This window comes from Streptomyces bugieae (genome assembly GCF_036352915.1).
In the GTDB taxonomy this organism is placed as follows: Bacteria; Actinomycetota; Actinomycetes; order Streptomycetales; family Streptomycetaceae; genus Streptomyces; species Streptomyces endophytica.
Window position 1 is genome coordinate 1 of sequence record NZ_JAZBJP010000064.1, and the last position, 22,300, is coordinate 22,300.

18 protein-coding genes, 3 tRNA genes and 2 pseudogenes are annotated in these 22,300 nt (G+C 72.9%); 9 read left to right on the forward strand and 14 right to left on the reverse strand.

All coding sequences use genetic code 11. The features are described 5' to 3' along the window. Positions 1-163 (reverse strand): annotated as a pseudogene (locus V2J85_RS39455) (phosphoribosylformylglycinamidine synthase subunit PurQ); the annotation flags it as partial. Further along, entirely contained in the window at positions 160-405 is a 246-nt protein-coding gene (gene purS, locus V2J85_RS39460; RefSeq protein ID WP_261956905.1) for a phosphoribosylformylglycinamidine synthase subunit PurS, read from the reverse strand. The pseudogene V2J85_RS39455 and the gene purS, both read right to left, overlap by 4 nt. Before the next feature lie 299 nt (positions 406-704). Between purS and V2J85_RS39465 the strand changes: the two genes are divergently transcribed. From V2J85_RS39465 to V2J85_RS39480, 4 genes are all read left to right on the forward strand, one after another. Next, positions 705-1,025 (forward strand): histone-like nucleoid-structuring protein Lsr2, encoded by a 321-nt coding sequence (locus V2J85_RS39465; protein WP_261956904.1) that lies wholly within the window; start codon positions 705-707, stop codon positions 1,023-1,025. Between the two features lie 119 nt (positions 1,026-1,144). Then, positions 1,145-1,216 (forward strand) — tRNA-Gly (locus tag V2J85_RS39470). A gap of 74 nt (positions 1,217-1,290) precedes the next feature. Then, positions 1,291-1,363, forward strand: a tRNA-Gly gene (locus V2J85_RS39475). 422 nt (positions 1,364-1,785) lie between these two features. Continuing rightward, positions 1,786-1,861, forward strand: a tRNA-Gly gene (locus V2J85_RS39480). Positions 1,862-1,930: 69 nt separating this feature from the next. Here the strand turns inward: V2J85_RS39480 and V2J85_RS39485 are convergent. Beyond that, entirely contained in the window at positions 1,931-2,830 is a 900-nt protein-coding gene (locus V2J85_RS39485; RefSeq protein WP_330824282.1) for a phosphoribosylaminoimidazolesuccinocarboxamide synthase, read from the reverse strand. Between the two features lie 87 nt (positions 2,831-2,917). Continuing rightward, a complete protein-coding gene (locus V2J85_RS39490; RefSeq protein ID WP_474064973.1) occupies positions 2,918-3,238 on the reverse strand; it encodes a DUF3140 domain-containing protein in 321 nt (106 codons plus the stop codon). Positions 3,239-3,517: 279 nt separating this feature from the next. On the opposite strand from V2J85_RS39490, the gene V2J85_RS39495 reads away from it, so the two are divergent. Then, positions 3,518-3,967, forward strand: a complete 450-nt coding sequence (locus V2J85_RS39495; protein WP_261956901.1) for a DUF2267 domain-containing protein — start codon at positions 3,518-3,520, stop codon at positions 3,965-3,967. An 85-nt stretch (positions 3,968-4,052) separates the two neighbouring features. Here V2J85_RS39495 and V2J85_RS39500 read toward each other — a convergent pair whose 3' ends face one another. From V2J85_RS39500 to purD, 3 genes are all read right to left on the reverse strand, one after another. Continuing rightward, a complete protein-coding gene (locus V2J85_RS39500) occupies positions 4,053-5,534 on the reverse strand; it encodes a N,N-dimethylformamidase beta subunit family domain-containing protein (RefSeq protein ID WP_261956900.1) in 1,482 nt (493 codons plus the stop codon). Positions 5,535-5,740: 206 nt separating this feature from the next. Beyond that, positions 5,741-7,555 carry a hypothetical protein gene (locus tag V2J85_RS39505; RefSeq protein ID WP_261956899.1) on the reverse strand — a complete coding sequence of 605 codons (1,815 nt, stop codon included), beginning with the start codon at positions 7,553-7,555 and terminating at the stop codon, positions 5,741-5,743. A 345-nt stretch (positions 7,556-7,900) separates the two neighbouring features. Continuing rightward, on the reverse strand, positions 7,901-9,166 hold the full coding sequence (gene purD, locus V2J85_RS39510; RefSeq protein ID WP_261956898.1) for a phosphoribosylamine--glycine ligase: 1,266 nt from the start codon (positions 9,164-9,166) through the stop codon (positions 7,901-7,903). Between the two features lie 301 nt (positions 9,167-9,467). Here purD and V2J85_RS39515 point away from each other — a divergent pair, with 301 nt between their 5' ends. Continuing rightward, a complete protein-coding gene (locus V2J85_RS39515) occupies positions 9,468-10,229 on the forward strand; it encodes an SLATT domain-containing protein (protein ID WP_330824284.1) in 762 nt (253 codons plus the stop codon). A gap of 72 nt (positions 10,230-10,301) precedes the next feature. On the opposite strand, the gene V2J85_RS39520 is transcribed toward V2J85_RS39515, so the two are convergent. From V2J85_RS39520 to V2J85_RS39545, 6 genes and pseudogenes are all read right to left on the reverse strand, one after another. Next, positions 10,302-10,952, reverse strand: a complete 651-nt coding sequence (locus V2J85_RS39520) for a hypothetical protein (protein ID WP_201811584.1) — start codon at positions 10,950-10,952, stop codon at positions 10,302-10,304. A gap of 139 nt (positions 10,953-11,091) precedes the next feature. After that, entirely contained in the window at positions 11,092-11,760 is a 669-nt protein-coding gene (locus V2J85_RS39525; protein WP_261956896.1) for a GntR family transcriptional regulator, read from the reverse strand. Positions 11,761-11,947: 187 nt separating this feature from the next. Further along, positions 11,948-13,318: an aspartate aminotransferase family protein gene (locus tag V2J85_RS39530; RefSeq protein ID WP_330824285.1), complete on the reverse strand. Its 1,371-nt coding sequence runs from the start codon at positions 13,316-13,318 to the stop codon at positions 11,948-11,950. Positions 13,319-13,470: 152 nt separating this feature from the next. After that, on the reverse strand, positions 13,471-14,280 hold the full coding sequence (locus V2J85_RS39535; RefSeq protein ID WP_330824286.1) for a VTC domain-containing protein: 810 nt from the start codon (positions 14,278-14,280) through the stop codon (positions 13,471-13,473). Positions 14,281-14,579: 299 nt separating this feature from the next. Beyond that, positions 14,580-15,774: pseudogene (locus tag V2J85_RS39540) on the reverse strand (RNA-guided endonuclease InsQ/TnpB family protein); the annotation flags it as partial. Between the two features lie 381 nt (positions 15,775-16,155). Beyond that, positions 16,156-17,442, reverse strand: a complete 1,287-nt coding sequence (locus V2J85_RS39545; protein WP_261956893.1) for an adenylosuccinate synthase — start codon at positions 17,440-17,442, stop codon at positions 16,156-16,158. Between the two features lie 236 nt (positions 17,443-17,678). Between V2J85_RS39545 and V2J85_RS39550 the strand changes: the two genes are divergently transcribed. Then, positions 17,679-18,758, forward strand: coding sequence for a diacylglycerol kinase catalytic domain-containing protein (locus tag V2J85_RS39550; protein ID WP_261956892.1), 1,080 nt, complete (start codon positions 17,679-17,681; stop codon positions 18,756-18,758). A gap of 261 nt (positions 18,759-19,019) precedes the next feature. Here V2J85_RS39550 and V2J85_RS39555 read toward each other — a convergent pair whose 3' ends face one another. After that, entirely contained in the window at positions 19,020-19,571 is a 552-nt protein-coding gene (locus V2J85_RS39555) for a GbsR/MarR family transcriptional regulator (RefSeq protein WP_261956891.1), read from the reverse strand. Between the two features lie 94 nt (positions 19,572-19,665). Between V2J85_RS39555 and V2J85_RS39560 the strand changes: the two genes are divergently transcribed. Next, positions 19,666-20,610: an ABC transporter ATP-binding protein gene (locus V2J85_RS39560; protein ID WP_330824287.1), complete on the forward strand. Its 945-nt coding sequence runs from the start codon at positions 19,666-19,668 to the stop codon at positions 20,608-20,610. Then, positions 20,607-22,244, forward strand: coding sequence for an ABC transporter permease (locus tag V2J85_RS39565; protein WP_261956889.1), 1,638 nt, complete (start codon positions 20,607-20,609; stop codon positions 22,242-22,244). The genes V2J85_RS39560 and V2J85_RS39565 overlap by 4 nt, the downstream gene beginning before the upstream one ends. The last annotated feature ends 56 nt before the right edge of the window (positions 22,245-22,300 follow it).

The following is a 22,300-nucleotide window of genomic DNA, read 5'->3' on the forward strand; positions in this document are numbered from 1 at the left end:
CGTAGGAAAACCCGCCGGGCAGGACCACGGCGTCGACCTGCTTGAGGTCCTTGTCACGGTGCCACAACGGCACCGCCTCGGCGCCCGCCAGACCGACCGCGCGCTGGGTGTCGCGGTCATCGAGCGTGCCGGGGAAAGTGATCACACCGATACGCGAGGTCATGACTCGACCCGCACGGTGAAGTCTTCAATGACGGTGTTGGCGAGGAACGTTCCGGCCATCTCGTGGACCCGGGCGAGGGCGGCCTCATCGACCGGTCCCTCCACCTCTAGTTCGAAACGCTTGCCCTGACGGACATCGGCGATCCCTTCGAAACCCAGACGAGGCAGTGCGCGCTGCACCGCCTGCCCCTGCGGGTCGAGGATCTCCGGCTTGAGCATGACGTCGACGACGACGCGTGCCACTGGCACTCCCGGTGGTGTGGTGCGTAAGGCGGTGCCCTCACAGTACCGTGTTCGAAAATCTACGCGCATAGATATCCCGCCTGCCCGATCACGGTGCGGTATCGGGCGGAGTGCCCCAAGGAAAAATCCTCGAAAAGATCCGGAGGCCGGATTGCGGGATGACACGCTGACGAAATTAACTGGGCTTCACAATGCAATGCCCATCGCTGTACAAATGAAAAAGCATTGATCCCAATCAGCCGGATCCGGAGCATCACCCCACGTCAACACGGGGTCGCTCCACGAAAGGACCGATATCCGTGGCGCAGCGCGTAGTAGTAACGCTCTCCGATGACATCGACGGAGGAGAAGCCGCAGAGACGGTCGCCTTCGGATTGGACGGGAAGTCGTACGAGATCGACCTCAATCCCGCCAATGCGAAGAAACTGCGCGGCGCCCTCGCCCCCTTCGTCGAGGCCGGCCGCAAGCGGGCCAAGTCCGGCAAGGCCTACACCCGGACCGCGGTGAACCCCGACCCGGCCGCCGTCCGCGCCTGGGCCCGCTCGCACCAGATGGATGTCCCGCCGCGCGGCCGGATCCCCAAGAAGGTCTACGAGGCCTTCAACGCGGCGAACCACTAACCGACTTGCCGGCGTCCGCCGGTCCGGGCGCAGCCGACTTGCACAGCACCCCTACTGATCAGCTAGAGTCTGGAGCACGCCGAGGGGCGAGGCCGAAAGGCCGGGCCCCGAGGAGTCACGCGGGTGTAGCTCAGTAGTAGAGCGCCCCCTTTCCAAGGGGGAGGCGCAGTGTGCAATCCCTGTCACCCGCTCTGACAGTCTCGACCAGTCCTTTGGATCAGGTAGAGTAGCTGTCGCGCCACCGGTGAAAGCCGAGTGGATGCCTGCGGACGTAGCTCAGTTGGTAGAGCGCAACCTTGCCAAGGTTGAGGTCGCGAGTTCGAGCCTCGTCGTCCGCTCAGAATGAAGGCCCCGGTCCTTGTGACCGGGGCCTTCTGTATTTCCCACCGCCGCCCGGAATCGTGATCTGCGGGAATTGGCGTGACGCATGTCACGGAGCCAAGTGATCGAGAGGGAAGGTCCGGCCCGCAGATCGTTTTCCGGGTTCCGGGCATGACCGGCGAGAAGGTTCCGGACCCTTCTTCGGGTCCTTCCCGGCGGAAACGGTTTCGCCGGCCGGGGAGTTGGCGGTCAAGAAGTCGAGCCCTGGTGTTCCGCCGGCGCCGGGGGCCGGTGCGCGTCGGCCGCCCTCGGCGCCGGTGGGAGCCGGGCGGGGGCGATACGTCCTGCGGTGGCGGTCCCGGGGAGCCCTCGGGGTTGGCTATAGTGGAGCCCGCACCGCGCGGTGGGCGACTGGAAACAGGAGCTCGGCACGGAGCATGCGGACGTAGCTCAGTTGGTAGAGCGCAACCTTGCCAAGGTTGAGGTCGCGAGTTCGAGCCTCGTCGTCCGCTCCACAAAGGGGAGAGCCCCGGTCGATGACCGGGGCTCTCCCCTTTTCTGTCCGGCCCGGCGTCCGGCGGCCGTTACGACCAGCTCAGGCCGGTGAGGCGCTCGTACGCCTCGATGTACTTGGCGCGGGTGCGCTCGATGACCTCCTGCGGGAGGGCGGGCGGCGGCTGTTCGCCGTGGCGGTCCCAGCCCGAGGTGGGCGAGGTCAGCCAGTCGCGGACGTACTGCTTGTCGAAGGACGGCTGGGGGCGGCCGGGCTGCCACTGGTCGGCGGGCCAGTAGCGGGAGGAGTCCGGGGTGAGGACCTCGTCGGCCAGGATGAGGGTGTCGCCGTCGAAGCCGAACTCGAACTTGGTGTCCGCCAGGATCAGTCCGCGTTCGCGGGCGATGTCGCGGGCCCGGGCGTAGACGGCCAGGGTGAGCTGGCGGAGCTGGGCCGCGGTCTCGGCGCCGACCTGGTGGGCGATCTCCTCGTAGGAGACGTTCTCGTCGTGGTCGCCGACCGCGGCCTTGGTCGCGGGGGTGAAGATCGGCGCGGGGAGCTCGGAGCCGTCGTCCAGGCCCTCGGGGAGCGCCAGGCCGCAGACCGTACGGGTGTCGCGGTACTCGACGAGGCCGGAGCCGGTGAGGTAGCCGCGGGCCACGCACTCGACGGGGACCATGCGCAGCGACTTGCAGACCAGGGTGCGGCCGGCCCAGTCGGCCGGGGCACCGGACGGGAGCTCGGTGGACAGCACGTGGTCGGCGGCCAGGTCGGAGAGCTGGTCGAACCACCACAGGGAGAGCTGGGTGAGCACCCGGCCCTTGTCCGGGATCTCGCTGGGCAGCACCCAGTCGTAGGCGGAAATGCGGTCGCTGGCGACCATGATCAGTTCACCGGCGGCGTTCTGGTAGAGGTCGCGCACCTTGCCGGTGTGGAGGTGGGTGAGCCCCGGGACCTCCACGGGCTCAGGCTTTTCTACAAAACCGGACACGCTTCCTCCGCGTAGGTTGATCCAGGAGTCGTACCGATTCTCCCGTACGCCGAGGTACGGCGGTGTCTCAGGGGTGGGGGTGCTCGCTTAGGCCGGCTTGAGGGGGTCGTGGCCCATGCTCATCAGGCCGTGGCGCCAGGAGTCGCCGCCGGCCCGGGGGTCGCGGGAGACGTCCCGTTGGGAGCGGACGGTGTCGCAGACCTGCTCCATGATCCGCGCGTCGTCCTCCGTGAGGTCGGTGCGGCGCTTGCCCAGGATTCCCAGGACCCGGCGGCCGGTGCGCTTGCCGGCCCGGTCGGGGACCTCCTCGGTCTCCTCGCCCGCCGCGTCGGTGCTCAGCCAGTCCCGCAGCTCGCGCGAGGTCATATTGACCAGGGCGTGGAACTCGTCCCAGAGCGTGTCGCTCACGGGCCCGGACTCCGCCATGACATGCCTCCAGAAGTCGGCCGTAGGTCGGGATCTGTCGATGGGTTCCCGGCGTCCGGTGACGACAAACACGGAAGAAAGGGGCGGAAGGGAGGGGCGTCCTCTCGGGCGGGGCGGGCGGCGGGTTGAGCTCTTGAGGTGGATTGCGGGCGGGGGCGGTACGGGCCGCGCGGAAGCGGCTATTCCTCCCGAAGACCCACCCCGCCCGCGATGGGCGGCGCGGACCCCGGGTAGGCGACGGCTGGGAAGGGAGGCAGAACCATGCAGCATCACGAGTTCCTCGCTCTGGTGCAGGAGCGCGCCTCACTGCCGGACCGGGGCGCGGCGGAACGAGCGGTCCGCTCGACGCTGGAGACCGTGGCCGAGCGGGTGCCGTCCGGGCTGGCCCGGCACGTCGCGGCGCAGTTGCCGCACGAATTGGCGGGCCATCTGACCCGGGAGCCGCGGCAGGCCGGGGGTTCCGGGCCTTCGGCGGAGCGGCCCGGCGGGGCGGTCCCTCCGGGCGACGGCGAGCGCTTCGACCTCACGGTCTTCGCCGCACGGGTCGCCTGGCGCGGCGGGGTCTCCGAGCAGGCGGCCCTCCAGGAGGCGGCGGCGGTCTTCGAGGTGCTGGACGCCGCGCTGGCCCCGGAACTGATGGAGCGGCTGAGCCACTCGCTGCCGCACGACATCCGGGAGCTGCTGCCCACCACCAGGGCGGAGGACGCCTGAGACGGCCACGGACCCTGCGCGGGGCGGGCCTTCGGGCCCGCCCCGGTCGCGTACGGGGGCGGAGGCGCGGAAGCTCGGCGGCTCCTCAGTCTCGTTTGCAGATCCGGTCGAGGAGGTTGGCGGTGGCGCGCTGGACGCGTTCGTCGACGTGGCCGGGGCGGTCCAGGGCGGGGGACCAGGCGAAGGTGCCGGAGGCGAAGACCCAGGCGCCGCTGGGCGCGCGGTAAAGGGAGGTCTCCTGGTGGCGGCGGGTGCCTTCGCCGTCGCGGTACGGGGAGTGCGCGAGCAGGATGCGGCGGGTGTGGTCGGGGAGGCTGGTGCGCGGGAAGTAGCGGTCGGCCTCGCCGGCGACCAGGCCGGGGAGCTCGTCGCCTTCGTGCGCGCCGGTGGCCTCCCAGAGCCAGTGGTCGCCGTTGCGGACGATCATCGGGGCCGGCTCGGGGACCCGGCCGGCGTACTGGATGCCCATCAGGCGCTGCTCGGGGTCGCCGAGCTCGCGCCACAGGGCGGGGCGACCGGGGCCCTGGCGTTTTCGGCAGGTGAGCAGGGAGTCGGGGCTGCCCGAGGGAGACGGGGCGAGCTCGACCTGCCAGTACATGGTGTTGGCGGAGAGGAAGACCAGGGAGGTGCCGGTGTCCCGGGCCAGCTCGACCGTGCGGCGCATGGGGACCGACCAGTACTCGTCGTGGCCGGGGAAGACCAGGCCGCGGTAGCGGGACGGGTCGACCCGGCCGGCGTGCAGGTCGCGGGCGTCGGCGTAGGCGAGGTCGTAGCCGTAGCGCTCGGCCCAGCGGATGAAGTCGTAGGCGTGGCCGACGTGGAGGGGGAGGCCGGCGCCGGCGTAGGGGCGGTCGAAGGAGACGGTGGTGGCGGCGTCCTGTTCGCCGAGCAGGGCGCCCTTCTCGTCCCAGGCGTGGTAGAGGCTGGCGCCCGTACGGCCGTCCTCGGGGAAGAGGTTGTACGCCTGCCAGGTGATGTCGGGCAGGAGCAGCAGGAGGTCGGCGGGGCGGTCGTCGCGGACCGTGAAGGGGATGTGGGAGCGGCAGCCGTCGACGGTGGTCAGGACCGCGACGTAGGCGCCGAGCCGCCAGTACGCGGGGACCTGGAGGCGCCAGGACTGCCACCAGTGGTGGCAGGAGACGGTGCGGCCGGCGGCCATCGGGGGCGGCTGGACGATGCCGGCCAGCCGGGGGCTGGTGGTGATCTTGGAGGCGCCGGTGCCGGCGTAGTGGCCGATGCGGTAGACGTCGATGCTGAACGGCTGGGGCGGATCGACCGAGACCCGGAAGTCGATGGCCTCGCCGGGCGCCACCGCGCCGGTGTCGGCGAAGCCCTTGATCTGGCCGTGGACGTCATCGGCGGTGCGCGGGCCGTTGAGCTTGCGGGGCACGGGCACCCGCAGATCGCCCTGGGCCACGGCGGGGTCGACGTACCAGGGGATGATGCGGCCGGAGTCGAAGTAGTTCTCGCTGCCGCGCAGCCAGGGCAGCGGGCCCTGCCCGAACGGGTCCGTGACCGCGTGGGCGAGGGCGCCCGATTCCCAGCGCCTGATGTGTTCCGTCGCCATCTTCCACTCCCCTCCCGCGTCCCCCACCGGCCGCGGCCGATCGGGCCGGTGTCGCGTCCGGCTGGGTGAACCCGGCCATCCCCCAGCACATCACATTACGCACTTGCTTCGTCACCCTTCGTCGTGAATTTAGATGCCCTTGGCTCCGAATCACGAACTGGAGGGGAACATTCAGCCGGTGCGGCGGGGCCCTGCACGGCCCCGGCTCACACCAGGCGGACGGGCTTCTCCGGGCGCACGCCGACCGTGGTCAGCCAGCCGCGGAGCGGGCCGGCGTCGCCGTCGTCGACCAGGCTGAGCACCGGGCTGCCCAGGTCGGCCCGGCGGGCCCCGTCGACCAGCAGCGCCGGGCCGTCGAGCCAGTCCAGACCGGGGACCGCGCCGGCGGTGTCCACGGCGGCGCAGCAGACCATGGCCGTGACGTGGTCGGCGAGCAGCTCCCGGCCCGTACGGGGCGGTTGCAGCGGGAACAGCGGCAGACCGCCCTCGGCCAGGCCGTCGCCCCAGGCCACGCCCGCCGCGGCGTCCTCGGCCAGGCTGCCGCGGGCGGCCTGGCGGGCCGCCTCCTCGCGCTCCTCGCGCTCGACCTCCGCACCCAGCCGGGCGGCGACCAGGTCGCCGGCCTGCACGTCATGGGCGAGCCGGTCGATGACCCGGTCGAGCGTCGGGCCCGGGGGCGCCGCGGGCGCGGACGGCGGGCCGCCGGGGCGCCCGTCGCCGGGCCGGTGGTCCGCCGGGCCGCCGCGGCCCGCGGGCGGACCGGCCGGGCCGCCGGCGTACGAGAAGGACGGGGCCGGGGACGGCTCCACCGGGGGCGGGGCCGGCGCGGGGCCGAGCGCCGGGGCCGGCAGGTCGTCGAGGACGCGGTGGAGGCGGGCGGCCTCCAGGCGCCACTTCCGGTCCACGACCTCTTCCGGGTACTGGTTCCAGCCGACCGGTGACCAGTCGGGGCCGGCCTCGGCCGGGCCGCCGTGGAAGAGGCGGGCGGCCAGCAGGGAGGCGGCGCGGTCGATCGCGCCGGGCTCCTCCAGGAGATCGCAGGCGGGGCGCTCGCCCAGCCGGGAGGCGAAGCCGTCGGCGAGGCGGTCCCGGCGGGAGAGCTCGGTGAGCGCGGAGACCACGCCGGCGTCCAGGCGGGACGGCCAGCGGCCCATCCGCCAGGCGGGCAGCGCGACCCGGGTCAGCAGCCGGTCCCAGCCCGCGTAGGCCAGGCCGACCTGCTCCTGGGCGACGATCCGCAGGCCGTAGTCGACGCTCTGGGCGCGCTCGGAGGCGGCGGCCGCGACGGCCCGCTCCATGATCGTGGCGTGTTCGCGGCAGGCGCGGAGCAGCAGCCGGGCCACCCGGCCGACGAAGCGGAGCGCGGGGCCGCGCAGCGGGCCCCGGGCCCGGGCGGCGACCGCGACGGCGGCGTCCAGGCCGCGGATGAAGCGGCGGGCGGCCGCTATGTCCGGATGCGCGGACGGGCCCGTGCCGGCCACCACGGGGGCGAGCAGGGCGCGCAGCTCGGCGACCCGCATCCACCACAGGAACGGCGAGCCGATCACCAGGACCGGGGCGGCGGCGGACCGGCGCCCGGCACCGGACTCGGCCCCTCCGGCGCCGCGCGGCGGGCCGTGCGCGCGGTGCGTACGGTCCTCCAGCCAGCTGTCGCAGTCCGGGGTGAGGGCTATGGCCGACGGCGCGGGGACCTCCAGCCGGTCGGCCAGGTCACGGACGAGGCGGTAGAGGTCCGGGGCGGATTCCTCGGCGATGGGCACGGAGGGGCTGAGCGCCGGCCGGGCGCGCGCGACCACCGCCCCTACCAGCGCGGCCAGGAGCAGGCTGACCAGCGCGAGCCCGCCGGCCACCCAGCCGACCGGATCCCAGCCCGCGCCGACACGGCCGGTCGCGCGGCCGACGGCCAGCACCACCGCCACCGCTGCGGGCAGCAGCGCCACGGCCAGCGCCGCGCCGCGGACCCGCAGCACGGCGAGGGCACGGGCACGCGCCGCCAGGACGCCTGTTTCCGGACTTGCCACGAGCCTGTACACCCCCTGCTGTCCTGATGGAGCCGGACGGAGAGAACAGTGGACGGACGCCTTCGAACATTGCGCGTTGTGGTGCGAGCGAGCTCACTCACCACCACTCTGGCACCGGCCACTGACATCGCAATGCCGGTGAGCCACTTGCCGGACGTCCCGGTGGCCACCGCACCGGTATCGGACGCGGCGGCCGCAGGACGCTTGCGCGGCACCCTAGTTGGGGGGCTCCGTCTCGTCAGCCGGAATCTGGCGTGGTCACTCGATGGAATGGCTTTGGGCAAAGCCGGGAACCGGCGGTGGGGCGCCGTGTGCCCGGGGGCGCGGGCCCACGGCGCGGGCGTCTCAGGCGCCCGGGGCCTCCGCGGCGGCCTTGGCGGCGATGTCCGTGCGGTGCTGGGAGCCGTCCAGGGAGATCCGGTCCACGGCCCGGTAGGCACGCTCACGGGCGGTGGCGAGGTCGGCCCCGGCGGCGGTGACGGACAGCACCCGGCCGCCCGCGCTGCGCACCGCGCCGGCCTCGTCGCGCTTGGTGCCGGCGTGCAGCACGTAGGCGTCCGGGGCGTCCTGCGCGGCGACCTCGGCCAGGCCCTCGATGACGTCGCCGGTGCGCGGGGTGTCCGGGTAGTTGTGGGACGCGATGACGACCGTGACGGCCGCGTCGTCGCTCCAGCGCAGCGGCGGCAGCGCGGCGAGGTTGCCGGTGGCGGCGGCCCGCAGCAGCCCGCCGAGCGGCGTCTTGAGGCGGGCCAGGACGACCTGGGTCTCCGGGTCGCCGAAGCGGGCGTTGAACTCGATCACCCGGACTCCGCGGGAGGTGATCGCCAGGCCCGCGTAGAGCAGGCCGGAGAACGGGGTGCCGCGGCGGCGCAGCTCGTCGACGGTCGGCTGCAGCACGCTCGCCATGACCTCGTCGACCAGCTTCGGGTCGGCCCAGGGCAGCGGGCTGTACGCGCCCATGCCGCCGGTGTTGGGGCCCTCGTCGCCGTCGTAGGCGCGCTTGAAGTCCTGGGCGGGCTGGAGCGGGACGACGGTCTCGCCGTCGGTGATCGCGAAGAGCGACACCTCCGGCCCGTCGAGGAACTCCTCGATCACCACGCGGTCGCAGGCCAGCGCGTGGGCGCGGGCCCGGTCGACGTCGTCGGTCACCACGACGCCCTTGCCGGCCGCCAGCCCGTCGTCCTTGACCACGTACGGCGCACCGAAGGCGTCGAGGGCCTCGTCGATCTCTTCGGGGGTGGTGCAGACGTAGCTGCGGGCGGTCGGGACGGCCGCGGCGGCCATCACGTCCTTGGCGAAGGCCTTGGAGCCCTCCAGCTGGGCGGCGTCGGCCGACGGGCCGAAGACCGGGATGCCGCGCTCGCGGACCGCGTCCGCGACGCCCGCCACCAGCGGAGCCTCGGGACCGACGACGACCAGGTCGGCCTCCAGGCTCGCGGCCAGGTCGGCGACGGCCCGGCCGTCGAGGGCGTCGACCCGGTGCAATTCGGCCACCTCGGCAATGCCGGCGTTGCCGGGGGCGCAGTGCAGCGCGGTGACGTCGGGGTCGAGGGACAGAGAGCGGCACAGGGCGTGTTCGCGGGCGCCGCCGCCGATGACGAGGACCTTCACGACAGGCAGCCTAGACGAGTGGGCCGGGCGGCCGGACGGCGGACGGGCCGACCGGAAACCGTCCGTCGCCGCGGCGGCAACTCTTTCGGGTGAGATCCTCCGTCGTCCCCTACCCGACTCCGCACCACTTCTGGGCGGAAATAGCGTGATCTTGGAGCTGAGGCCAGCCGTTCGGCGGTAGGAAGGGGGCGGCGCGCGACGGCCCCCCCGTACTCCCCCATAGCCCGAAAGGCATGGGAGGGACCCCCGCCGCAGGCACCGCAGGCATCCGTTCCGTAGAGCGCAGAGAGGGAGTGCACGGGTGAGTCAGCCGGAGATGCAGCCCGAGGGGCCCCCTGCGCAGGACGGCCGCCCGCTGCGCCGGTACGGCGTCCGCGGCCGGGCCCGCCAGGACGTCGCCGGGCGGGCCTTCCCCGCGGGCGGCTGGGGCGACCCGGGCGACCGCCTCGACGCGCTCTACCTCTGGACCGAGGACGGCGCGCTGCGCGCCGCCGACTGGTACCTGCACGACCGGCTGGCCAAGCGCCGGGGCGCCCGGGCGCTCCGGCTGGGCGCCGCGGCCGGGGTCACGGTGGGCGGGGTGCTGCCGCTGCTGGACCTGGCCGCGGTCTGGGAGGGCGGGGCTCCCTGGGGCTGCCTGTCCCTGCTGCTGGCGGCGGTGTGCGTGGGCTGCGACCGCTACTTCGGGGTGACGGCCGGCTGGATGCGGGACCTGGCGACCGCGCAGGCGATCCACCGGCGGCTGGAGGCGCTGCAGTTCGACTGGGCGTCGGAGGGCGTGCGCGAGGTGCTCGGCCCGACGGAGGGCACCGCGGGCGAGGCGGCCGAGCGCTGTCTGGGGCTGCTCCGGCGGTTCAACGAGGACCTCGGGGAGCTGGTGCGGGCCGAGACGGCCGACTGGATGGCGGAGTTCCGGACCGGTCCGGTGCCGCGGGCCACCCAGTCCATGACACCGTGGGCGGCCCCCCGCCAGGAGCACGCCGGGCCCCCGGGCCGGTACGCGCTGCCGCACCGCGGCCGCCCCAACATGCCGCGCCAGCGGCCGCCGGAACCGCCGCGCTGAGGAAGGCGGGGGCGGCGACGGCGGGCGGGGCGGCGGCACGGCACGCCCCGCCGGAACCGCCGCCCCTCCGGATCAGCTGAAGACGATCATCGAGCCCTGGCCCAGGCTGCGGGTGGCCGCCGCGTGCAGACCGAGCCAGACATGGCGCTCCCGGGCGAACGGGCCGTCGTCCAGGGGCACCGCGCCCGCCCGCTCCTCCAGGGAGGTCGGCCCGGCCGGCGGCTCCGGCGCGGCCGGGGGATTGGCCGGATCGATACCCAGGGATGGCGCAACCAGTTCCAGGTCCCGCAGCAGACCGTGCGAGGAGCCCAACGGGCCGCCGCCCTCCAGCAGTTCGTCGTTGGCGAGCGGATGCGGGAAGTCGACCGGGACGTACGCGCCCGCGTGGTCGTAGTGCCAGACCAGGTGGGACTGCTGCGCGGTGGTCTCGAACATCTCCAGCAACTGCTCGTAGTCACCGCCCAGTTCGTCGACCGGGGTGACCTCCAGGCCGCACAGCCGCAGCAGGTAGGCGCGGCGCAGGAAGTGCAGTGCGTCGTAGTCGAAGCCGGCGATGGGGGCGACGTCCCCGGACAGGCCCGGCATGTAGCTGAAGACCGGGACCGGTGGCAGTCCCGCTTCCGTCAGGGCCTTGTCGTAGGCGGCGATCTCTTCGGAGAACGGGTTGTCGGGGCTGTGGCACAGCACATCGACGAGGGGTACCAGCCACAGGTCACATGCCACGGGTGAGGACTCGCTTCCGGTCGGGGACGGGGACACCGGCGCACGCACAGCTACGGGTGCGGCCCATTACGGCCGAGTCGGGACAGCGTAGTGCCCGCGGCGCCATCCGACGAGAGCGGGCGCGCAGGACGATCGCGGGCTACCGGACCAGTGCCAGGGCGTGCGCGTTGTACTCGGCGATCAGCCGCTGGGCGGCGGACAGGTCGCGCCGGACCAGGGCGTCGGCCAGGGCGCAGTGGCCGTGCCAGAGGCGGTTCGTGAGGTCGGGGGCGCGGCGCAGCAGCGGCACCGCGTACATCCAGGTCTGGACCCGGATCCGGTCCAGGAAGTCGCTGATGTAGGCGTTGTTCACGATGTTGCCGAGCTCGCGCCAGAACCGCAGGTCGTAGCCGATGAGCACGTCCAGGTCGCCGGCCCGGGCGGCCCGCTCGGCCTCGTCGGCGCGGCGCCGGATGGAGATCAGCACCTCGGCGGGGGTGGCGGCGAGCGCCTCCTCGGCGCCGCTGCGGAAGATCCCCTCGATGACCAGGGTGCGGGCCTCGACCATGGCCCGGAAGTCGTCGGCGGTGAAGGCGTGGACCTTGAAGCCGCGGTGCTGTTCGACGTCGAGCAGCCCCTGGGCGCAGAGGTCGAGCAGCGCCTCGCGGACCGGGGTGGCGGAGACGCCGTACTGCTCGGCGATCTCCTTGACGGTGAACGGGTGGCCGCACGGCAGCCGGCCCGCCAGGACCTCGTCGCGCAGGGCGTCGGCGATCTGCTGACGCAGGGTGCTGCGACGTATGACTGTGCTGTCTCCGCCGGCCGCCATCGTGTGCGTCTCCTTCGCCGTCCCTGACCGCGGGTGGCAGCGGCCCCCGCCAACCATAGGCGAGGGCCGCGGGGTGCCGCTCCGCACGGCGGCCGCTCAGGCGGTGGTGAGCGCGCCGGCGCCCTGCACTGCGGGCCGTGGCCTCAGTGCCTGTGCGCGCCGGCGCCCCGCACTGCGGGCCGTGGCCTCAGTGCGTGTGTGCGTCGGCCGCGGTCAGCGCCTCGTCGAGGGCGGTCAGGCCCTCCTTGGCCTCGGCCTCGGTGATCGTGCAGGCCGGGACGACGTGGGTGCGGTTCATGTTGACGAACGGCCACAGTCCGCCGCGCTTGCAGGCCGCGGCGAATTCGGCCATCGGGGCGTTGGCCGCGCCGGACGCGTTGTACGGCACCAGCGGCTCGCGGGTCTCCTTGTTCTTGACCAGGTCCAGGGCCCAGAAGACGCCCAGGCCGCGGACCTCGCCGACGGACGGGTGCCGCTCGGCGATCGCGCGCAGGCCCGGCCCGATGACCTTCTCGCCGATCTCGGCGGCGTTCTCCACGATCCGCTCCTCGGCCATCGCGTTGATCGTCGCGACGGCGGAGGCGCAGGCCAGCGGGTGGCCGGAGTACGTCAGCCCGCCCGGGTACGGCCGGGTGTCGAAGGTCGCGGCGATCTCGGCGCTGATCGCGACACCGCCCAGCGGTACGTAGCCGGAGTTGACGCCCTTGGCGAAGGTGAGCAGGTCGGGGGTGACGCCGAACTGGTCGGCGGCGAACCACGCGCCGGTCCGGCCGAAGCCGGCCATGACCTCGTCGAGGATGAACACGATGCCGTAGCGGTCGCAGATCTCGCGGACGCCGGCGAGGTAGCCGGCCGGCGGGACCATGATGCCGGCGGTGCCCGGGACGGTCTCCAGGATGATCGCGGCGACCGACTGCGGTCCCTCGAAGGCGATGGTCTGCTCCAGGTGCGCCAGCGCGCGCTCGCACTCCTGCTGCTCGGTCTCCGCGTGGAACGGCGAGCGGTACAGGAACGGGCCCCAGAAGTGGACCACGCCGGCCGAGGCGGTGTCGGACGGCCAGCGGCGCGGGTCACCGGTCAGGTTGATCGCCGCGGCGGTCGCGCCGTGGTACGAGCGGTAGGCGGACAGCACCTTGGCGCGGCCGGTGTGCAGCCGGGCCATCCGGACGGCGTTCTCCACGGCCTCGGCGCCGCCGTTGGTGAAGAAGATCTTGTCGAGGTCACCGGGGGTGCGCTCGGCGATCAGCCGCGCGGCCTCGGACCGTACGTCCACGGCGAACCCGGGTGCGAGCGTGCACAGCTTCCCGGCCTGCTCCTGGATCGCCGCGACGACCTTGGGGTGCTGGTGGCCGATGTTGGTGTTGACCAGCTGGGAGGAGAAGTCGAGGTAGCGGTTGCCGTCGTAGTCCCAGAAGTACGACCCCTCGGCGCCGGCGATCGGCAGCGGGTCGATCAGGCCCTGCGCGGACCAGGAGTGGAAGACGTGGGCGCGGTCGGCGGCCTTGACCGCCGACCCGGCGGCGGGATCGGCGGCGGGAGAGGGGTGCGTCGTGGTCACGGTCAGTACCTCGGATCGGGTCGCTCGGGTCCGCCGAGGGATGGGCACGGCGAACGTCTCCCAGCGTAAGGATCACGATCCGCGCACCGGTACCGACAGTCTGTATGGCGCTCACCACGCCCACGGACACACTGTCTACGGCCTGGAGGAAGCTACGGGACCGCGCGCCCGCCCGCCGTTGGGAAGGCCGTCCGCACCGCGCGCTGCCAGTGCGCGGCGGTCAGCTCCGGGCGGAGGGCCGACAGCCCGCCGCAGTACTTGGTGAAGTCGGCGGCCCGGACGCCATGGCCGTGCAGCAGCCGGTCGGCCGCGGTCGGCCGGCCGGTGGTCCTGGTCTCGACGAGGACCAGCCCGCCGTCGGCCCGTACGGTGCGGTCGGTGGTCAGGTCCCGGCAGAGCAGCGCCGCGTCGCAGGTGATGCGCTGGCCGTCCGCGACGAAGGTGGCCCGGGTGTAGGCGGTCTCCAGACAGTGGCCCAGGTCGGCGGGGGCGGCGATGCCGTACGAACGGTCCAGCACGGAGGCGAGAAAGCCGCGTGGGGCCGCGCCGAGGGGCTCGTCACCCGGCAGCAGCGGCTGCCGGTGCTTGACCGTCTCGCCGCGCCGCCCCTTGAGCTTGATCTCGAACTGCCGCTCCCCGGTGTCCTCGTAACGCCGCTCGCGGATCAGGTAGCCGGCCCGGCCGCCCGCCCGGTGGTCGTGGAAGAAGCGCAGGTCAGGGGTGTCGAAGTGGACCGAGCGATAGCGGAACCAGCGCCGCCCGTTGATGCACAGCGCGGCGAACGGGCCACCGGGCCGGCGCCGGTCGGTCAGTTCGGCGGCCAAGGCGGCGAAGACCTCGACCGGGACGAGATAACTGTGCCCGAAGCGGACCAGCAGCTCGGCCCGCGCCTGGACGTCGGCGAGCGGTACCGGACGCGCGGCCATGGCGGCGCGGGCGAGGGCTCGTACGGCGGGAATCACACGGTCTCCTCGGCGGGCGGGACGGGGACGGACGATCGTGCGGATGCGGACGAACGGGCTGTGCTCGTGCTGGTTCTACGTTCCACAACCGCGCCAAGTTCCGCCACACGGAATCCGACATCCACAACGCCGGTTATCGGCCACCCAACAGCTGGTGGGACGGGGGAGGAGACGGCCCCGCTCCGCGCCGTCAGCGGACGTAGTTCTTCAGGGCCTCGGTGTGTCGATGTGGGTGTCGATGAACTCCAACTTGACTCCTCCCGCTCGTAAACGAGGGGGATTCCTAGCTCACGTCGCCTGCGGACCGGCGGTCCGGCGGGTCTTACACGATCAGCACTAGCCGGGTACGAGACCAGCCCGGACGAGCATCACGCGGGCAGAGTTCTTGTCTCGGGGCGAGACGGCTCCGCACGCCGTGCACGTATATGTACGTTCCGAAAGAGGTAGTGCGTGCTTGGTTCTCGCTCCGCACTCTGCACAGTCCATGGTGGTGTGCGCGGGGTCTACGAGGTGCAGCTCACGGCCGTGCTTCCAGGCCATTTCGACCAGGGCTCGCTTGGTCGCCCCGATGGCTGCGTCGGCGGCTTTGCGGGCCATGGTGGTCTTGGCGAGGAACTTCGGGTGAAAGTCCTCCACAGCAAGGCGGTCATGGTCGCGGACCACGGACTTGGCCCACTTGCGGCCGGCGTCCTGCCGCTGCCGGGCTGTCTTCTTGTGAAGCTTGGCGGTCTGCCGCTTCGCCGAGCGGTAGCCCTTCGATACGGCCTGCGCGTGCTTGGGCTTCCTGCGGGCCATCATGCGCTGATACCGGGCAAGCTTCTGCGCGGCAGTCTTGCCGTGCTGCGCATGGGCAAGGTCGTGGTCGTCGGACGTGGTGGTTGCAGTCTCCTTCACGCCCCAGTCGATACCGATGTCCCGGCCCGTCGCGGGCAGCGCCTCGGTAGTCACAGGGACGACGAATGAGCAGTACCAGTGGCCGAGACTGTCCCGATACACGCGGACACTGGACGGCGGCTTGGGCAGGTCCCGCGACCACACCACGCGCACCACGACACCGCCGGCCAGGTGCAGACGCCCGTCCTTGAGTCGGAAGCCGCGCCGGGTGTAATTCAGCGTCGGCAAGGCTTCGCGCTTCTTCTTGTGCTTGGGCATCCCGGCCCGCTGCCGCATCGGCAACCGGGCCTTGAAATCCTTGAGCGCTTTGGCGCGGGACTTGCCGAAGTCGCGTATGAGCTGCTGCTGAGGAACCGAGCTGCCCTCGCGCAGCCACGGCGTGCGGGCACGAGCCTCGGTCAGCATCATGTCCAGCCGCGCCGGACCGCACTTCTCACCTTCGGCGTGGGCCTTCTTCGAGCGTGCAACACACTCGTTCCACACCCACCGACACCGATCCCACTCGCCTCCCAGCGCGGCGCGAGCACTCGCCGACACCCGCAGACGATAGGTGTACCGGGCATGCCCGACCCCTTCAGTTGACTGCACTTGCGTCGTCATAGTCCTCAACCTCGTTGGTGAGTACGGTAGTTGAGATCCCTGGATTTTATGGGCCGCCCACCGCCGCGACAGCCGGACGATGCATCACCCTGGCGATGGAGAGGCACCACCCGCACCCCGACCTGAAGGCCGGGGCATCGCCGGAGGAAGCCGGTGACGGTCTCGGGCGCGGCGGAGGTAATCGCCTCGAAGTCCCCTCCACCTGAGGCATGCGCCCGGCCACAACCACCTGCTGCACTCCTTGCCGGACGAAAACCAGATTGCCGGGCATAGCCAGGCCCGGACAAGCGTTTCATGACGAATCACCCGTTCGAGTGCAGGAAAACACAAGGGCCCGCATCCGTCGGGAAGACGGGCGCGGGCCCTTGACGCAAGCGGTCCCTACGACAGGAACGAGTTGATCTCGATCGTTTCGTCGCGGCCGGGGCCGACGCCGATGGCGGAGATCGGGGCGCCGGACATCTCTTCCAGCGCCTTGACGTACGCCTGGGCGTTCTTCGGCAGGTCGGAGAAGGACTTCGCCTTGGTGATGTCCTCGGACCAGCCGGGCAGCGTCTCGTAGATCGGCTTCGCGTGGTGGAAGTCGCTCTGGCTGTACGGGAGTTCCTCGACGCGCTTGCCGTCGATCTCGTACGCCACGCAGACCGGGATCTGCTCCCAGCCGGTGAGGACGTCGAGCTTGGTGAGGAAGAAGTCGGTCAGGCCGTTCACGCGGGTCGCGTAGCGGGCGATGACCGCGTCGAACCAGCCGCAGCGGCGGTCGCGGCCGGTGGTGACGCCCCGCTCGCCGCCGATGCGGCGCAGCGCCTCGCCGTCCTCGTCGAAGAGCTCGGTGGGGAACGGGCCGGCGCCGACGCGGGTGGTGTACGCCTTCAGGATGCCGATGACCCGGTTGATCTTCGTCGGGCCCACGCCCGCGCCCGTGCAGGCGCCGCCCGCGGTCGGGTTCGAGGAGGTGACGAAGGGGTACGTGCCGTGGTCGATGTCCAGCAGCGTGCCCTGGCCGCCCTCGAAGAGGACGACCTTGTCGTCGTCGAGGGCCTTGTTGAGGATCAGGGTGGTGTCGGCGACGTAGCCCTTGATCTGGTCGGCGTAGCCGAGCAGCTCCTCGACGACCTGGCCGGCCTCGATGGCGCGGCGGTTGTAGAGCTTGGTCAGCAGCTGGTTCTTGACGTCGAGCGCCGCCTCGACCTTCTGCGTGAGGATCGACTCGTCGTAGAGGTCCTGGACGCGGATGCCGACACGGTTGATCTTGTCGGCGTAGGTCGGGCCGATGCCGCGGCCGGTGGTGCCGATCTTCCGCTTGCCGAGGAACCGTTCCGTCACCTTGTCGACGGTGATGTTGTACGGCGTGATCAGGTGCGCGTTACCGCTGAGCAGCAGCTTGGACGTGTCGACGCCGCGCTCGTTGAGTCCGCTCAGCTCGGAGAGCAGGACCGCCGGGTCGACGACGACACCGTTGCCGATGACCGGGGTGCACCCCGGCGAGAGGATTCCGGAGGGGAGGAGATGCAGCGCGTACTTCTGGTCGCCCACGACGACCGTGTGGCCGGCGTTGTTGCCGCCCTGGTAGCGCACCACGTAATCGACGGATCCACCGAGCAGGTCGGTGGCCTTCCCCTTGCCCTCATCACCCCACTGAGCACCGAGCAGCACAAGTGCGGGCACAGGCGTACACCCCTTCCGGGCGGGGCATGTCCAACGTGCGTGGATGGCGTGGCGTTGCGTGTTCACGCGTCCGTCATCACTGCAGCCGTCGAACCGGTGCCCCGGAATAGACGAAGCCCCTGGCGCAATAGCGCAAGGGGCTCTTGCACCGAGATGCTACCTGAGGAAGGACCGAGGTGTCGGCGCAGCCTTCTGGGCACTCTCCCGTGGACTCCGATCGGGGGTACCCCCTGCTCGTGGTCATCGATCCGGTCGCGCGCAGTACGGACGGGGAGTCCGTCCGGATCGCGCGGGATGTGCTGTGTGCGGGCGCGGGGGGTTCGGGGGCGAAGATCTGCCTGCCGGAGGGGCCGGAGGAATTCGCGCGGGCGCTGGCCCGGCGGGGGCAGCGGCGGCCGGTGGTGATCGGCGACGACCGGGCGCTGCTGCGGGTCGTGGGGCTGCTGCACAGGGAGCGGGAGCTGGCCGGGGTGCCGGTGTCGATGGTCCCGGTGGGGGCGCCGGCCGCGGTGGCGCTGAGCCGCTCGCTGGGCGTCCCGCAGGACACCGTCGCCGCGGCGCGGACGGTGCTGGACGGCGCGGAGCGGGCGATGGACCTGCTGACGGACGACAGCGGCGGGATCGTGCTGGGCGGGCTGCGGATCCCGTGCGGGCGGGACGGCGGGCGGAACGGCGGGCGGCGCGCGACGGCCGGCCCGGGGCGCCGGGTGTTCGTGCCGGGTGCGGCCGGGCCGGTGGACGCCGGGGAGCCCGCGGCGGGCGTGGAGGGCGCGGGGCCTTCCGGGGCGGACGGATCGCCGGCCGTGGTGGGCGCCGACGGGCCCCGGCCGTGGTGGGGGCCGGCCGCCCGGACCGCGCGGACCGCGCTGGCGCTGCTGGCACCGGCCTCCGGGCGCTGGGGGGCGTCCCGTACGGAGGCCGGGGCGGCGGGCGGCCGGCGCGTGCGGGTGCCGGGGCAGCGGCTGCGGATCGAGGCGGACGGGGTGCTGCTGGCGGATCTGGACCGGCCGGTGCGCGGGGTGTCGGTGGTGCCGGGCGGGCAGGCCGGGGCGGGGTGGCCGGGGGCCGGGACCGGTCGCGGCGAGGGTGTCGGCGACGGCCGGGGGGACGGCCGGGACGGCGGCGGGGAGCTGGCCGAGGTCGTGGTGCACTGGCCGGGCGGCGGGCATCCGGTACGGGCCCGGGCGCGGGCCGTGACGGTGTCCGGCGCGGACTTCCACTACCGGGCGGACGCGGTGGTCGGCGGCCCGGTGCGGACCCGTACGTGGACGGTGCAGCCGGGGGCCTGGCGACTGCAGCTGCCGCGGCGGGGGTGAGCGGCGGGCGGCAGGGCCGAGGCTCCGGGCGGTGGGCCGAGCGGCAGGGCGGCAGGGCCGAGGCTCCGGGCGGTGGGCCGAGCGGCAGGGCGGCAGGGCCGAGGCTCCGGGCGGTGGGCCGAGCGGCAGGGCGGCAGGGCGGCAGGGCCGAGGCTCCGGGCGGTGGGCCGAGCGGCAGGGCGGCAGGGCCGAGGCTCCGGGCGGTGGGTCGAGCGGGCGGGCGGTGGGGCTGGGCCGGGTGGCCGTCAGCCGCCGCGGCGCTCAGCCCCCGGGGGTGTCGTAGCCCGCGCGCAGCTCGTCGCGGTGGTCGCGCCAGCGGTCCAGCAGGACGGGCAGTTCCTTCTGCAGGAACGCGAAGAAGACCAGGGTCTCGTTGAGCCGGCGGCCGGCCGGGGAGTCCGGGCCGAGGCTGTCGACGCCCTCACGCAGCGTGCCCTCCCAGCGGGCGAGGACGTTCTCCCGGCGGGTCAGCGCCTCGTACCACTGGTCGCTGTGGACGCGGTAGCGGTCGCGGCGGGAGCCGGGCTCGCGCTCGCGGCTGATCATGTCGACCTGGGAGAGGTAGCGCACCGCGCCGGACACCGCGGCCGGGCTGATCTGGAGCCGTTCGCCCAGCTCGGCGGAGGTCAGCACACCGGAGTCGGAGGCGAGCAGGCAGGCGAAGACGCGGGCCGGCATGCGGGCCATCCCGGCGTCCACCAGCTGGGCCGCGAACCGTTCGACGAACTGGGAGATCGCCTGGGGGGCGCGGGGGTCGGCAGCCCGCCGCCCGTCGCCGCCGTCCGTACCGGCCGCACGTTCCGCATTGCTCATGTCCGCATCCTCTCCCCTGATCAACGCCACCCCGCTCAACTTTATATGGTTTCTTAACTTCACAAATTTGTGAAACGCGCGTAGCTTCCGAAGCATGACCAAGCCAATCGCTCCCGCTCCCGCGATCCGGGTGGACGGTCTCCACAAGTCCTTCGGGCGGACCCACGCGCTGGACGGCCTCGACCTCACCGTCGAGGCCGGCGAGGTACACGGCTTCCTCGGGCCCAACGGCGCCGGGAAGTCCACCACCATCCGCGTGCTGCTCGGCCTGCTGCGCGCCGACCGCGGCACCGTCCGGCTCCTGGACCGCGACCCCTGGCACGACGCCGTCGCCGTGCACCGCCGCATCGCCTACGTCCCCGGCGATGTCACCCTGTGGCGCAACCTCTCCGGCGGCGAGGTCATCGATCTGTACGGGCGGCTGCGCGGCGGACTGGACGCACGGCGCCGTGCCGAGCTCATCGAGCGTTTCGAGCTCGACCCGACCAAGAAGGGGCGCACCTACTCCAAGGGCAACCGGCAGAAGGTCGCCCTGGTCGCCGCCTTCGCCTCCGACGTCGACCTGCTCATCCTCGACGAACCGACCTCCGGGCTCGACCCGTTGATGGAGGAGGTCTTCCAGAACTGCGTCGCCGAGGAGCGCGACCGCGGCCGTACGGTGCTGCTCTCCAGCCACGTACTGTCCGAGGTCGAGGCGCTCTGCGACCGGGTCAGCATCATCCGCAAGGGGCGGACGGTCGAGTCCGGTTCGCTCGGCGAGCTGCGGCACCTGACCCGCACGTCGATCGTGGCCGAACTCGCCGGGCCGCCCAATGGCTTGTCCGCGCTGCCCGGCGTTCATGACCTCGACGTCCGGGGCCACCGGGTCAGGCTCCAGGTCGACACCGACAAGCTGGACGCCGTGCTGCGCGCGCTGGGCACCTCCGGGGTGCGCAGCCTGACCAGCACCCCGCCCACCCTGGAAGAGCTGTTCCTGCGGCACTACCAGGACGACGTACGGGGCGGGGCCGACCGCGACCGGACGGCGGTCGCCCGATGACCGCCGTGGCCACCGCGGTGCCCGCCGGCACCGCCCGCTCCCGCCAACTGGCCGGTACCGGCGCCCTGTTGCGGCTCGCCCTGCGCCGCGACCGGGTGATGATCCCGGCCTGGGTGCTCGGCCTCGGCCTGGTCGTGGCGAGCATGGGCTCCTCCTTCGAGGCGCTCTACAACACCGCCGCCGAGCGCGCCGAACTGGCCGGCTCGATGACCGCCAACGGCTCGCTGCGCGCGCTGTACGGCCCCGTCTTCAGCGACTCCCTCGGCGGCCTGATCGCCTGGCGGATGGCCGGGTTCGGGGCGGTGCTGGCCGCGGTGATGAGCCTGCTGATCGTCGTCCGGCACACCCGCGAGGAGGAGGAGACGGGCCGTCAGGAGCTGCTGTCCGCCGCGATGGTGGGCCGCCGGGCGCCACTGACCGCGGCCCTGCTGGCGGCGCTGCTCGCCAACGCCGCACTCGTCGTGCTGATCGCGGCGGGGCTCGCACGGTCCGGCCGGCCGGCCGCCGGCTCCCTGACCCTCGGGCTCGCCATCGGCGGCACCGGCATGCTCTTCGCCGGACTGGCCGCCATCGCCGCGCAGCTCACCGAGAGCGCCCGGATGGCGAAGGGGCTGACCGGCGCGGTGCTCGGCCTCGCCTTCGCGCTGCGCGGCGCGGGCGATGCCGCCGACGGCACCGCCGGCTCCCCGCTCACCTGGGCCTCGCCGCTCGGCTGGGCGGAGAACCTGCGGGCGTACGCCGACGAGCGCTGGTGGGTGGTGCTGCTCTTCCTGGCGAGCACCGCGCTCACCGTCGCCGCCGCCTACGCGCTGACCGCCCGCCGCGACCTCGGCATGAGCTTCCTGCCCGCGCGGCCCGGTCCGGCGGCCGCCCCGCGCACGCTGGCCGGCCCGTTCGGTCTGGCCTGGCGGCTGCAGCGGACGACCCTCGGCGGCTGGACGCTCGGCTATGTGTGCGCCGGCGCGGTCTTCGGCGGGATCGCGAAGGGCGCGACCGACATGGTCGGCGGCAACCGGCAGACCCGCGAGATCTTCGAGCGGATGGGCGGGCAGGCGCGGCTGACCGACGCCTTCCTGGCCACGATGGTCGGCATGCTCGGCATGGTCGCCGCGATCTACGCGGCCGGTGCGGTGCTCCGGCTGCGCGGCGAGGAGACCGCCGACCGGGCCGAACCGGTGCTGGCCGGCGCGGTGGGCCGGCTCCGCTGGGCCGCCGGCCACCTGGCCGTCGCCTACGCCGGCACCGTCGTCGTCCTCGGCTTCGGCGGGCTGGCGCTGGGCGTCTCGTACGGCGTCTCGGTCGGCGACCTGGGCCGGGTGGGGCCGGTGCCGGCCGCCGCGCTCGCCCAGGTCCCGGCGGTCTGGACGCTCACCGGCCTGGCGGTACTGGCCTTCGGGCTGCTGCCCCGGGCCACCACGGCCGTGTGGGCGGTGGTCGGCGGCTGCCTGGCGCTCGGCTGGATCGGCCCGTCGCTGAAGTTCCCCCAGTGGGCCATGGACCTCTCGCCCTACGGCCACCTGCCCAAGCTCCCGGGCACGGAGGCCACCGCGGCCCCGTTCGTCTGGCTGCTGGCCCTCTCCGCCGTCTTCCTCGCCGCCGGCCTGGCCGGCTTCCGCCGACGCGACATCGGCTGATCCCGCCCGGCGGTTTCACGTGAAACGGCCACCCGCGGACCTACGCCGCCGTTTCA